The sequence below is a fragment of the Actinoallomurus acanthiterrae genome, from assembly GCF_054775715.1.
This window is the reverse complement of sequence record NZ_BAAHCO010000001.1, coordinates 7821435-7834011: the sequence shown is the minus strand read 5'-3', so window position 1 is coordinate 7834011 and position 12577 is coordinate 7821435. Positions and strand designations below refer to the sequence as shown.

Genomic DNA, 12577 nt, shown 5'->3' with positions numbered 1-12577 from the left:
CGCGTCGTCGGGCCGTCACCATCGGCCGGGCCTTCACCGACACCTTCGCCGGGATCGCCCCCACCTCCGTCGCCCCGTTCGTCGCCGCCCAGTTCGCCGGGGCGATCATCGGCCTGCGGTCGGGGTCGAGGTGGGACGCGAGTGGTGCGCCCGGTTGGGGCTGGGTGGGTGTGCTCATGCGGCGGCTCCTTTGGAGCGGTGGAGTCGGCGGGGCGCGGATGAACCGCGTCAGATTCGATGGCCGGTCATGGCAGGGCTTCGGTGATCTTCGTGCCGATCCAGTGCGCGACGTTGGCCGAGACGGCGTTACCGGCCTGCATGGTCTGCTCCTCGCTCGTGCCGGTGACGATGTAGGAGTCGTCGAAGCGCTGGGCACGCAGGCGCTCGCGGGCCCGGAGCATCCGGAACCGGAAGTCGCAGATGTCGACCGCCTTGTCCGGGCGGCACAGGCCGAGTCGAGGGTCGCGACGGTGTGCGGTGGGGTCGTGGTGGTCGTGGCCTTCCCTCGCCGGTACGGGATGACCAGGCCGTGGCCGTCGCCCCAGGTGATCCGGTCATCGGGGGTCACCAGGCCGTGGTGATTGCCGCCTGCGGTGATGGTGGCCAGCGGGTGTCGGGCGTGCGGTCGAGCCTCCGCCGTGGGCCTCGACGATGTACGGCGGGCTCAGCAGGGCGTCGGTCTCCCGCGCCACAGAAGATGTCGATGAACCGGACGCTCATTCCGGGGGCCTTCCTTCGAATGGTCCGCGCGCTGCCCTGGGCAGGGCGGCGGCTGTACGGACGGTGGGATCGGCGCGCGGGGGATGCCTAATGCCCGCGCGCGGTGATGGGTCGGTGGCGCGCGGACGGTGGCCGTCTGGCGCGGGTGCGGGCTGGGAGGCATCCCCCGCGACCGACGTGGTGTGGTCACGCGGGGTGGCGGTGGCCGGTGGTGGCGCGAAAAAACGGGCTCTGTGTTCGGCCGGTTCTCGTCCCCCTGCCGGATCGGCCGGGGATATGGCGGTGACTTGTGGTGATGCAAGATCGTTGAGGGGGACGTGGGGTTCGTCCCCCCGACCGTGGCGGCGGGCTGTACTTGGGGTCGTCGACCAGCGCGCCGATCTCGCGCCAGCCGGGCACGACGGTGGCCAACTCGTAGCCCGCCCGGCTGAGCGCTTCCCGCAGCTTTTCGGGCAGCAGGCCGACAGTGGGTTTGCCGTCGATGGTCAGTTCACGGCCGATCCATCCGCCGTGGGGCTGGTCGTCCATGGTGTGGGGCTTCCACAGGTCCTGGCCGCGGGAGGCGATGTACTCGCGGATGACGTCCAGAGCCATCTCGGGGCGGTTGTCGGTGGGATCGACGGCGGTGAACAGGCGCATCCATACCTCCTCATCCGGTGGAGGGACCGGGACGATGCCCCAGTGATGGGCCAGGTCGGCGGCCAACGCGAGGGCGGCGACCATGGGAGCGCGCCGAGCGGTCATGTCGGTAGAGCCGCGGTAGGTCCCGGTGAGGACCTTGTGCCGGGCGATCAACCGTTCCAGCCCGTTCGGCTTGGCCAAGCCCTCGACCAGGCGGGCGACGAATTCAGGGCCCGCGGTGCCGAAGTGCTCGGCGAGCCCGTCGCGTACGGCGATCGCGGCGGCGGCCGAGTCGGGGCCGTCGGTGCCGAACGGCGGGGACTGGACGGCCAGGACGCGGGCGGCGGCGCCCTGGTGGGTGGTGAACGACAGCGCGGACTGTTCCCCGGTGGAGATCAAGATGGTCCGCCACGGGAGCCCAGACGGCCAGCCGCCGCCGCGCGGGGTGCCGTGGTTCTTCGGCACCTGATACAGGACCTGGTCGACCAGTTCGGGGAACTTGACCACCCGGGTCTCATCCAGCACCACCGGCAGCCCCCGGACGAGGTTGAGGCGTTTTTCGACGGCGAGCATGGTGGTCCGCCAGGACGAGATGCCGTCGCCTTTCTCGGTCGGGTCGGCCCAGCACGACAGCCTGACCATCGCGCCGGTGGTCTTCCCGCGGGTGGAGCGGCCGGAGAAGTCGATGGTGAAGGAGTCCAGCCCGAGCGGATGCAGCAGCGTCGCCGCCAGGCCCGCGTACAGGGCCATCTGCGCGACCGGGTAGGGCTGGATGTGCTTGATGACGGCCTGCCGGTCTTCGAACGTGCCCCCGGGCCGGTGCGAGGCCAGCGCGGGGGCTTGTTCGTCGTAGCGGACTTCGACGCGCCGGGGGGTGTCTTGGGAGGTGACGAACGTGCCGTCGTCTTGCCAGCCGAGCCAGCGCGCCAGCGGCACGCGTTCGATCACGTCCCGGTTGCACGCCTCCAGCGCGGCCAGCCACCGTTCAGCGCCGCGGGCGTCGGATTCGATGACGGGCAGGCCGGCATCGCCGAGCGCGCTCACGAGGCGTTTGCCGGACTTGGCGACCGAGCGCGGCACGATCCGCCGCACGATCCGCCGCACGGTCCGGCCCCGGTCGGTCCACGCCAGCTCCACCAGCTGGTCCCCGGCCGGGTCGATGAAGACCCGCAGGATCACCAGCGGCGCCCACGCGATCCGGATGGCAACCTCTTCGCCCTTGACGGTCTTGAGCGCCCATACCCCGTCCGAACTGGTCTCGTATCCGTCCGGGGTCGTATAGCCCGCGGGCAGGCCGTCAGCGCCGAACACCACCCCCGCACCCACGCCGGTCTCGTCGCCGGTGTCGAGGATGGCGGGAGTGATGTCCGGCGCAGGTGCGGGGGTGGGACCGACGACAGGGCTGGAGCCAGTGCCGGTGGTGGTGACGGGCGCAAGGTGCCCGAGTTGGGTGGCCGTCATGGCGGGCTGGTCACCGTTCCTTGAGCCATTACGTATACGGCACTAGTGACATCACCTTTTTCGTGTATCACTAGATACGTATACGGATCTAGAAAATCAGAAGGCTTGATGGCGTCATAGCGCCAGGTCGGGCCTCACATAGCTCATCGCCAACACTTTCCATCTTTCGCCATTATTGGCATTTTGTCGTTACGGGGTGCCGAGTTCATGTACGGTCTTTCTCGCATCGCCACCCATCCGTTTGGCCGGTTCGGGCCCGGCCGACCAGAGTGGATGGTCGGCCGGCCGATCTCCGCCTGAGGTCGGTCGTCCGATCGGCCCCTGCAGCGCGGGTGGCCATGGAGGTGATGCCGATGGCCGGTAAACACCGGCGATCGCAGCCGTACGACGACTGGCGGCTTTGGACGCAGCTGTTGAGGCTGCTGATCGAGTCGCTGATCACCTGGTACGGCAACGGCCCCGGTCCGCGCTCCTGACGAGGAGCAGGGACCAGGGCCGGTAGCAGGGGCCCTCGCGTCAATGCCTGCCCGGGCGGCGCGGGGGCCCTCCTCACACGACGAACCGGACAAACGCCAGTTCGCGCGGATCAGGTACTTCGTAAACGGTACCTCGTAAACGCCGGGCGCCCGGCTACCAGCCCGAAAAAGCCCCGCTTGGTGAACGAATTGTGAGTTGGTATGCGGAACCTCGTCCGCTCGGCGTTACGGTGGCTGCTGGACGATGTTGCCCGCAGACGTCGATACCCATCAAGTGGCCGCATCCGGCCTAGGCTGGTTCGGCCGCTAGCTCGCTGCCACCGATCCTCCGATAACACCGTCTAACAGACGGTACGCCGCCGCGTACACCTTCCGACCGCGCGGCGGATGAAGGAGGAAGGCATGAGTTGGCTACGCCGCAGGACCCGCGCCGCTGGTAGCCTGCCCGTCAATTCTGGGCCTGGTAGGTCCACGTTCTGGTGGATGCTCGGTGCCGCCTTCGCCGTCGTCGCCGCGATCGCGATCACGACTCCGTGGCTGCTCCACGAAGCCGACAGGGCATTAACCGCGACGGATCGCGCCAGGGCTCGCATCGATGCCGTTCGCACAGGCCTGGCTGCTGGTGCTGGCGTCGGCGCCGCTGCCGGCTTGCTGCTAGCGTTCCGCCGCCAACAGCATCAGGAGCGGGTCAGCGCACTCTCGGACATGGACGCTATCGAGAGACGCATCACCGACCTGTACGCCAAGGCGGCTGACCAACTCGGTAGTGACCAGGCCGCTGTCCGACTCGCTGGCTTGTACGCCTTGGAACGGGTCGCCCAAGACAATCCCCAGATGCGTCAGACGGTCATCGACGTCCTCTGCGCTTACCTTCGTATGCCCTATACCTCAGGGCACGAGGAAACCGATCCATCCGCCTCGCGTACCGACTCAATCAGCGAACACCACCGTCGCTACAAAGCCGCCGAGACCAACCGAGCGATAGAGGCGCATGTCCCCGTCGACGCTCCCATCGATACATCTGGCGAAAAGCAGGTAAGACTAACTGCACAACGAATACTTACCAAGCATCTCCGATACAATTCCAAGAGGGCGCATGCTATCCAGACGGCGTTCTGGCCCAATATTGGTATCGACCTATCTGGCGCAGCCCTCGTTGACTTCGACTTTCAAGACTGCGTCGTCGGCGATGCCCGATTCGAAGGCACGGATTTCTGGGGAATAACTTCATTTGAAGACGCAACATTCGCCAGCGAGGCAAACTTCCGAAACGCGACATTTGACGGCCCAGCCCGATTCGCTACTATAAAATTCTCCAGTAACGTCGAATTTGGCCGAGCAATGTTTCGCAGCGACGTGGGATTTGCGGACGCGATATTCTCGGGCCACGCGACATTCGGTAACGCAACGTTCACTGGTGACGTCTGGTTTGAGATGGCGACGTTCTCCCGGAGAGCCGAGTTCAAGGATGCAAAGTTCTCTGGCCTGGCAGGATTCGGCAACGTAAAATTCTGTGGCAGAGCCGCATTCGAGTCTGCAAGGTTCGCCCGCATGGCCGGATTTGGGGGCGCAGCGTTCTACGATATCGCCGGATTTAGGTACACAACCTTCTCCAGCACGGCCAGGTTCGACTGCACAACGTTTACTCGCTCGGCCGCATTCGGAAGCGCAACTTTCTCCGGAAATGCCGACTTCGCAGACGCAACGTTCTCCGGTGATGCCTGGTTTGAGCATGCCACTTTTTCCGGCGACGCGATATTTGATGGCGCCAGGTTTTCGGGCCTTGCCGGTTTCGGTGGCACTACTTTTTCCGGCGGCGCCGAATTTGTATGCGTGAGGTTCTCTAGTAGCGCCTCGTTCGGTAACACGACATTCTCGATAAAGCCTTCGTTTCACGCGGCAATATCTGCCTATCAGGACAGAAAACAGCCTGAAGACATTCGACCTTCCTCATGGCCGACTGGATGGTCCGTGCAACAGGACGGCGAGCTTCAATACACCACGCCATAACAACGCCGGTCAAGCGGGTCTCTGTAGTGCGTCGCCAGCGGTTGGGTCGAGGGCGCCTAATCAAAGCGTCGGTCTGAACGCTACGAACTGGCCATACCGGGTCAGCGTTAGTGTCCTCTGTAGATCTGCCGCCGGTGGCCGACATCAATGACTAGGACGATAAGTTCCGCGTCATCCACGCTGTAGATGATTCGGTAGTCCCCGACCCGGATACGGAGGACCCCGGGAGCACCCTTTAGGGGGATGGCTCCGGGAGGCCGTGGCTCGGTCGCCAGTGCAGTAATGGCCGACACGACGCGGCGCCGTACGGGCTTGTCTAATGCCGCCAACTGCTTTTCTACGCTCGCTCGGACCGCGATGCTGTAAGCCGCCGCCATGTTCACAGCTCCAGCCGGGCCTGGACGTCCTCCCAAGGAATCACGGGCTCACCTGCCGCTATGGACTCCAGCCCGCGGCGTGCAGCAGCGGTGTCCCGGACTTCTTCGAGTAGCTCGGCGAGTTCATCGCTGTCAAGCCTGCTCAACTCGGCGGCGACGTCGGCCGGCACCACGGCTGCGAGTCGCTCGCCGTGTTCAGTCAGGTAAATGATCTGATCACGGTCGACGGCCTGACGAGCGACGACAGCGAAGCTTACGTCCGTGTCGAGCGGGATCTCTCGTGGCGTAGGAGCTAGGTCAGTTGAATGGGCGATTGTTGCACCTGATGGTGCGACGGACGATTGGCCGGCGTTCGCGTGGCGGGCCGGTCCGCGGCCTGTCACGCCGACTTCCTGGGCGGCCTGTTCACGCAGGTAGTCATGTACGGCCAGCTCGGGGACGCGGAAGGATCGCCCTACTCGGATCGCAGGCAGCTCCCCTGAGTGCACAAGACGGTAGACGGTCATCTTAGATACATGCATGACCGCAGCCACCTCGGCCACGGTCAAGTACCTGGCCTCACTGAGAGGCCGCTCACCTGAGCTCATCCGCGACCGTGTCCTCCTCATGCTGGTCGAGCATCCATGCAGCCTTCCTACAGTCTAGGTGTCGCACCAGCCGAGACCATGGTGAGTCGGCGCAATCGCCATGGCCGAGGGAGTGTGATCGAAGCGCCGGTTCGAACGGCTTCGAGCTCTCGGGCCGTCGCCGGGCCGTGGAAGGACACTCGACGGTGACCAACAACGACAGCCCAACGACGGCATCCCACCAGGTCAGCGGATCAGCTGAGCGAGAGATCACAGGCCGTCGTTCCGCCGCATTAGTTCTACGACGTCTGAGAACGTCGCTGGTCAGAGCAGCGTGCTCTGGGCCGTCACGGGACCGTCGGCCGCATCTTCCGCTCCCGGAGGGTGCGTGGCCGGCGAACACGGCGCCACGGCGACCGGCTTAGCTGGGGCACGCCGGTCGCCAGGCAAACAGCCGGTCGGCTGGCGCGGAAAGCGGGGACTTCCAGGGCCGCCTGATCCGGTACAGCAGCACAGAGCCGGATGACGAGCTGGGCGACCAGGTGCCGGCCACCGCATCGCGCGCCGTCGGGAGGCTTCCGGCCGAGGTGTCCGCGCGCGGCCGGGGCGGTCATGATCTTTACCTACCTCCCTTGGGGCGAGTCCCTAAGCCCGGGGGCACGACTCGGGTAGACGCGGGCAGGCAAGCCAGCCCGAGATCGCCGGACAGCTTGAGTGCCCCCGGGCTCCCACCCCAAGGCAGGCCGCCGGCCAAAGATCGTGCCCGCCCCTCCGCAGTTACTGGAATCGCCGATTGCACCTTCGCAGGCGTTCAGTCAGTACCCAGGTCTTTGCGCGCCGCAATAACGAACTTTTGGAGCTTTATCCGGAAGTCCGCTCCATCCCACACCCCAAAGAAGGCGCCCGCCACTTCGTCGGCAGCACGCTGAACCTTAGACGAACCAAGAAAGTCAAGGACAGACTTAGCGGAAGTGAATCTATCCCTCCAAGGTTTCATCCTCTCCTCAAATTCATCAACCCGCTGCCTGGTATCTTTTACACTCTTGCTAATGGCCGTAGACTCTTCGGTGAGAGCGGAAAGCTGCTGCTTAAGCAATTCGATTTTATTCGCATGTTCGGCAGCAGCAACACTTTCGTTTGGCGCTCCAAGCTTCGCCAGTTCAGATTCTAGTGCATCAATCTCTTGTTTTACTTCTATGCTCGTATTGTGAATGTAATCCATTCGCTCCTCCAGGCCTTTCCTCTCCATTCCAAATTTTTCTCGCGCCGAAGTGGTTGCCCTCGCGCTGCTGGACAAGGACGATCCAGGGCACATGACCATGTGATCATGCACGAAGCAACGAGAAGCGCCGAGATGCCTTAACCGCAGGCCAGAGGGGCATTCGACGCTACTCACGAGGTCGATGGAAGCCGTATGACAGTTACGGCTCGGAGCCAGCGAGTGTCGAACGGACCCTGGCGTGACGGTAAGTCCGGAACCGTCCAGCTTTAATGTGACCGCCAGCGTGGAATGCATTTAAGACTGCTGACCTGCTACTCGGCTAGCCACGGGCCCTGGGGATCGCGACGGGTGGCCTCCAGCTTGATCGCGACCTCGGCGTGAATCATCGGCACGTGATCTCGCGGGGGCTATGCGGGAGGCAGCAGTAGCCCCGCGGGCGGATCCGTGGCGATGTCCTTGCCGAGGCCGCCTCGGCGGCCGGAGAACGTCGCGTCGCTGAAGTCGACGGTGCCGCCGGAGAACTTCGCGCCGGTGAAGACGATGGTGGTGCCCGAGAACTCCGCGTCGGTGAAGTGGAGGGTGCCGCCGGACAATGTCGCGTCGGTGAAGTCGAGAGTGCCGCCGGAGAACGTCGCGTCGTTGAAGTGGGCGGTGGTGCCGGAGAACTCCACGCCGGTGAAGCCGATGATGCCGCCGGAGAGCGCCGCGTCGCCGAAGTGGACGGTCCCGCTGGAGAACTCCGCACCGGCGAAGTCGAGGGTGCCGCCGGAGTACGTCGCGCCGGTGAAGTCGATGGAGGCGCCGGAGAACACCGCGGTGATGAAGTAGTGGGTGGTGCCGGAGAACGTCGCGTCGCCGAAGTGGACGGTGCCGCCGGAGAACTCCGCGGCGACGAAGTGGACGGTGCCGGCGGAGAACGTCGCGCCCGTGAAGTCGATGGAGGCGCCGGCGAACCTGGCGCCGGTGAAGTCGACGGTGGCGCCCGAGAACACGGCGCCGGTGAAGTCGAGGGTGCGGCCGGAGAACACGGCGTCGCGGAAGTCGACGGTGCCGCCGGAGAACTCCGCACCGCTGAAGTCGCCTCCGTCGAAGCGGACACCGGTGAAGTTGAAGTCATGGCCTCGCCAGGAGACCCGAGCGTCGTCGCGCAGGTGTGCGGCGATGGTCGAGATGACGGTGTGGTGTACCTCCTGGCTGCCGCCGAACGCCAGCTGTTCGGCGGTCGGAGGTCCGGCCTCCGGGGGTGGTTCGTAGGGCATCCGCAGGTAGGCGCACAGCTCGTCGATGCAGGTCTGCCGGCCGTCCTCCCAGTCGTCGGCCAGGTCGGCCAGCGCGTACACCCCGGCCAGCCGCATCGCGGTCCTGGCGTGTCCGAGCCGCCTGGTCGCCGTGGCGAACCGTCTGTTGAACACCCGCACCCGGTCATCCTCTCCGCGCCGCTGCTCCGGTATTTTCCCGTCTTCGGCGAGACACCGCTTGCGGAAGTCCTTCACCAACGAACCGCAGCACGTCCAGAATGTCCTCCTCCACCGACAGGGGTGTCCATGCTTTCAAGCGCGGCAGGTCGGCGTGGAGGGAGATCGCGTTCCTGGTGGATCACACCAGGGCGGCTCCGCGTCACGGAGACGGGCCACCGGCAGGAGAGGCCTCGGCGGTGGTCGCGGTCTGGTTCGTCGGTGTCTTTACGGATGCTCGGTGATCTTTTCGCCTTTGGCCAGATGAAAGGCCGCTTCCGATTCTTCGGAAGCGGCCTCCTGGTACCTGTCGGGCTCTCCCCCTCAAAGCGGGATGCCTGACCAACTGCCCGATGACTACTCCTCGCCACCCACAGCGGAGATGCCGGGCCGGGCTCGCCGGTTCAGCTCTCGAGCAGGGCTCGACCGTAGTTGGCCATGGAGCGGTTGTAGCGCGGCAGGTGTTTGGCCAAGGCGACCAGGGCGATGGACAGGCCCTCGCGCTCCCGGCCGAGGGTGGCCAGGCAGAGCGCGGTCACGCAGGCCAGGGCGTCGTCGAGGTGGTCGGAGCCGTGGGCGCGTTCGGCCTCGAGCATCGCGAGCGCGGTCTGCGTCTCGCCGATGTTGCGCAGGGAGCTGGCCAGCTGGATGACCGCGCGGCGGCGGTTCTCGCCGGTCAGGCCGCCGCGATCGAGGGCCTCGCGGTACAGCGGGACAGCGAGGTCCGAGTGGCCCCAGGTGTCACGGGCGCAGGCTCGGTGGAACAGGCCGTCGGCGTCGCCGGCGGGCAGTTGTGCCGCGAGCGCGTCGATCTCGGCGAAGAAGGCGTCCTCCTGCTCGTAGTCGTCGACGACCGCGAAGATGGCGGCGGCGCGGCGGTTGACGTCGGCGTGCAGGTCGGCGAGTTCGGTGACGTCGTGCATGATCATGTTCCTTCTCATCGTCAGGGGAGTCGACCGGCGTCGGGCGACGTGGTCGATCGTGGCGGGCGGCTAGGATCGCCACCAGTCATTCGGGCGGGACCGAATCATCCGTGCCCCGGGAGAGCACGAGGAGGCGGCCATGGCCATCAGTCTCGGCTTCGGCCCGGCCGACCTGGCGCGCTGCCGGTTCGCCTACTCTCCGGTGTTCGAGACGCTCGCCGCGGTGCGCGTCGCGACCGGTCCGGACGGTCCGGGGCAGCATCACCGGCGCTGGCTGGAGGATGCTCGCTCGCGCCAAGGGACGCTCGACCTGCGGCCGATCACCATGCTTCAGCCGCGCCGCGGCTACACGCCCGACTTCCTCGCCCCGCCCCCAATCGGCCCGTCCTCGGACATCGAGGCCGAACTCACCCGGATCGCCACGACGCCCGCGCCGGTGGTGCGGGAGGAGATCGAGATGTCGCTACGCGAGACCCCGGGCGCGGAGGCGAGTGAGCTGGGGAGGCTGCTGCTCGGCGACCCGGCGGACGTGCTCAGCTTCCTCACCAACCTGGTACGGGCCGCGTGGCGGGCGCTCGTCGAGCCGGTGTGGCCGCGGGTGCGGGCGCTGCTGGAGGCCGACATCTCGTACCGCTCGCGACGTCTGGCCGAGGGCGGCCTGGACCACTTGTTCGCCGATCTGAACCAGACGCTGCATTGGACCGGCGACACGCTCGTGCGCGACCCCGGCGGCGATGAGCACGTTGAGCTCGCCGGACGCGGCGTGCTGCTGATGCCCAGTGTGTTCAAGTGGGAGGAGGCGATCGTGATCACGCAGCCGCCGTGGCAGCCGACCGTCTCCTACCCGGCGCGCGGCCTCGGCGGTCTCTGGCAGCCGATGCACGGATCCCCGGCCGCTGCGCTCGAGCGGCTCCTCGGCCGGACCCGCGCCACGCTGCTCGCCGCCCTTCAGGAGCCCACGTCGACGACGTGGCTCGCGCACCGGCACGCGCTGGCGCCGAGCACGGTGTCCGAGCACATCAAGGTGCTTCGCGAGGCGGGCCTCGTCGTGGGGGAGCGGCATCGCCACGAGATCCGGTACCGACGCACCCGCATCGGCTCAGCCCTAGTGCGCGGCGGCGAACAATAGATCCGATGTAAACGGGCGTCGACCTGCCTGCGAACTGCGATGATCGACCTGTCATCCGAACATTCTCGACCGATACATCGGGTGTATGTCTTGACGGCCGGTGATGGTGGATGTAAAACCATGCCGAATTCCGGCTCCCCTCAAGGCGGTCCTCATGGCACTGAACCGGCATGCGGCGGTCATCACCGCGCTGACCCTGATCGGGGCGGTCGCCGCCCCGGCCGAACGTCCGGCGGGCGCGGCGCCCGCGCCCACGAAGGTGATCTCGGTCTCGTCCGTGGCCGCGCTGCAGAGCGCGGTCAAACAGGCGCAGCCGGGTGACCGGATCGAGCTCGCCGACGGTTCGTACTCCACCTCGGCGGCGATCGCGCTGACCCGGTCGGGTACGGCGTCGGCGCCGATCACGATCGCCGCGCAGCACACCGGCAAGGCGGAGATCAAGGGCACGGACGGGTTCTCGTTCGGCTCGATCCACTACGTGACCGTGGAGGGCTTCCGGCTCACGCACGGGAGCGCCATCAGCCTCCCGACCGGCGCCGACCACGTACGGCTGACGCGCAACGTGATCCAGCTGTCGGACAGCTCGACCAAGAACTGGGTCACGGTCGCCTGCGACGACTGCGAGGTCGACCACAACACCTTCCAGCACAAGAGCTCGCTCGGCGTGTTCCTGCAGATCTCCGGGCCCGGGAGCTCGGGAATGGCGCAGCGGGTCTGGATTCACCACAACTACTTCTACGACCACTCCTACAGCGGCTCGAACGGCGGGGAGTCCATCCGCCTCGGCCTCAGCTCCCGGCAGCACGCGTCGGCCCACGCGACCGTCGAGTACAACCTCTTCGAGAAGGCCAACGGCGACTCCGAGGCGATCTCGGTGAAGTCCTCGGACAACACCGTCCGCTACAACACGCTGCGCAACTCCCGGGGCCAGATCTGCCTGCGCCACGGAAGCCGGACCCTCGTCGAGGGCAACATCATCCTCGGCGGTACGTCCGGGATCCGCTTCTTCGGCAACGACCACGTCATCATCAACAACCTGATCCAGAACATCGGCGGCATGCCGATCGACGTCGGCGCCGGGAACATCCGGGACGACACGAACAGCACGACGGACCACGAGGCGGCCGACCGGGGACTCGTGGCGTTCAACACGATCGTGAGCACGAAGACGAACCTCATCGGCATCGGCACGGAGGACCACCAGTACAAGCCGGACCACACGACCGTGGCCGACAACATCCTCGTCGGCGGCTCCGGAGATCTCGTGACGGTCGACGGGGCCACGAACACGAAGTGGGAGGGCAACATCGTCTGGGGCGGGTCGCGCGGCGACATGCCCGCCGACGGCGGCCGGTCGGTCAACCCGGGCCTGGTCGTGGACTCCGGCGGCCTGGACCGGCTCGCTGCGGGCAGCCCGGCCATCGACGCCGCGACCGGCACGTACGCCCAGGTGACCCAGGACATGGACCTGCAGGCCCGGTCGGGCGCCAAGGACGTCGGCGCCGACGAGTACGTCGCCGGCGGCACTCAGCGTCGCGCGCTGACCACCACGGACGTGGGTCCCTCCGCTCCCTGAGCCCGCCGGGCGCATGACGGCCTCCTCGCCCCGCGGGCGAGG

At 66.4% G+C, this 12577-nt stretch carries 10 protein-coding genes and 1 pseudogene; 4 read left to right on the top strand and 7 right to left on the bottom strand.

What is annotated here, in order from left to right; genetic code table 11:
* Nucleotides 1-245: 245 nt before the first annotated feature.
* Both ACYVF7_RS36905 and ACYVF7_RS36900 read right to left on the bottom strand, forming a co-directional pair.
* A complete protein-coding gene (locus ACYVF7_RS36905; protein WP_460358332.1) occupies nt 246-422 on the bottom strand; it encodes a DNA cytosine methyltransferase in 177 nt (58 codons plus the stop codon).
* Nucleotides 423-906: 484 nt separating this feature from the next.
* Nucleotides 907-2802, bottom strand: a complete 1896-nt coding sequence (locus tag ACYVF7_RS36900) for a DUF927 domain-containing protein (protein ID WP_460349839.1) — start codon at nt 2800-2802, stop codon at nt 907-909.
* Nucleotides 2803-3155: 353 nt separating this feature from the next.
* Here ACYVF7_RS36900 and ACYVF7_RS36895 point away from each other — a divergent pair, with 353 nt between their 5' ends.
* Both ACYVF7_RS36895 and ACYVF7_RS36890 read left to right on the top strand, forming a co-directional pair.
* The gene (locus ACYVF7_RS36895) at nt 3156-3278 is read left to right on the top strand and encodes a hypothetical protein (RefSeq protein ID WP_460349837.1); all 123 of its coding nucleotides are present in this window, start codon (nt 3156-3158) and stop codon (nt 3276-3278) included.
* A gap of 402 nt (nt 3279-3680) precedes the next feature.
* The gene (locus ACYVF7_RS36890) at nt 3681-5288 is read left to right on the top strand and encodes a pentapeptide repeat-containing protein (RefSeq protein ID WP_460349835.1); all 1608 of its coding nucleotides are present in this window, start codon (nt 3681-3683) and stop codon (nt 5286-5288) included.
* Nucleotides 5289-5395: 107 nt separating this feature from the next.
* Here ACYVF7_RS36890 and ACYVF7_RS36885 read toward each other — a convergent pair whose 3' ends face one another.
* The 5 genes and pseudogenes from ACYVF7_RS36885 to ACYVF7_RS36865 all read right to left on the bottom strand — a co-directional run bounded on the left by ACYVF7_RS36885 (nt 5396) and on the right by ACYVF7_RS36865 (nt 9830).
* A complete protein-coding gene (locus ACYVF7_RS36885) occupies nt 5396-5665 on the bottom strand; it encodes a type II toxin-antitoxin system RelE family toxin (RefSeq protein ID WP_460349833.1) in 270 nt (89 codons plus the stop codon).
* 404 nt (nt 5666-6069) lie between these two features.
* A pseudogene (locus tag ACYVF7_RS36880) lies at nt 6070-6252 on the bottom strand (helix-turn-helix domain-containing protein); the annotation flags it as partial.
* A 790-nt stretch (nt 6253-7042) separates the two neighbouring features.
* The gene (locus ACYVF7_RS36875; RefSeq protein WP_460349831.1) at nt 7043-7453 is read right to left on the bottom strand and encodes a hypothetical protein; all 411 of its coding nucleotides are present in this window, start codon (nt 7451-7453) and stop codon (nt 7043-7045) included.
* A gap of 407 nt (nt 7454-7860) precedes the next feature.
* Nucleotides 7861-8871: a pentapeptide repeat-containing protein gene (locus tag ACYVF7_RS36870; RefSeq protein WP_460349829.1), complete on the bottom strand. Its 1011-nt coding sequence runs from the start codon at nt 8869-8871 to the stop codon at nt 7861-7863.
* A 440-nt stretch (nt 8872-9311) separates the two neighbouring features.
* A complete protein-coding gene (locus ACYVF7_RS36865; protein WP_460349827.1) occupies nt 9312-9830 on the bottom strand; it encodes a tetratricopeptide repeat protein in 519 nt (172 codons plus the stop codon).
* Nucleotides 9831-9969: 139 nt separating this feature from the next.
* Here ACYVF7_RS36865 and ACYVF7_RS36860 point away from each other — a divergent pair, with 139 nt between their 5' ends.
* The gene (locus tag ACYVF7_RS36860; RefSeq protein WP_460349825.1) at nt 9970-10959 is read left to right on the top strand and encodes an ArsR/SmtB family transcription factor; all 990 of its coding nucleotides are present in this window, start codon (nt 9970-9972) and stop codon (nt 10957-10959) included.
* 154 nt (nt 10960-11113) lie between these two features.
* A complete protein-coding gene (locus ACYVF7_RS36855; protein ID WP_460349823.1) occupies nt 11114-12535 on the top strand; it encodes a polysaccharide lyase 6 family protein in 1422 nt (473 codons plus the stop codon).
* Nucleotides 12536-12577: the final 42 nt, after the last annotated feature.

Coding starts and splice junctions, on each gene's coding strand:
- ACYVF7_RS36900 (WP_460349839.1), bottom strand. CDS start 2,802: ATGACGGCCACCCAACTCGGGCACCTTGCGCCCGTCACCACCACCGGC.
- ACYVF7_RS36895 (WP_460349837.1), top strand. CDS start 3,156: ATGGCCGGTAAACACCGGCGATCGCAGCCGTACGACGACTGGCGGCTT.
- ACYVF7_RS36890 (WP_460349835.1), top strand. CDS start 3,681: ATGAGTTGGCTACGCCGCAGGACCCGCGCCGCTGGTAGCCTGCCCGTC.
- ACYVF7_RS36885 (WP_460349833.1), bottom strand. CDS start 5,665: ATGGCGGCGGCTTACAGCATCGCGGTCCGAGCGAGCGTAGAAAAGCAG.
- ACYVF7_RS36875 (WP_460349831.1), bottom strand. CDS start 7,453: ATGGATTACATTCACAATACGAGCATAGAAGTAAAACAAGAGATTGAT.
- ACYVF7_RS36865 (WP_460349827.1), bottom strand. CDS start 9,830: ATGCACGACGTCACCGAACTCGCCGACCTGCACGCCGACGTCAACCGC.
- ACYVF7_RS36860 (WP_460349825.1), top strand. CDS start 9,970: ATGGCCATCAGTCTCGGCTTCGGCCCGGCCGACCTGGCGCGCTGCCGG.
- ACYVF7_RS36855 (WP_460349823.1), top strand. CDS start 11,114: ATGGCACTGAACCGGCATGCGGCGGTCATCACCGCGCTGACCCTGATC.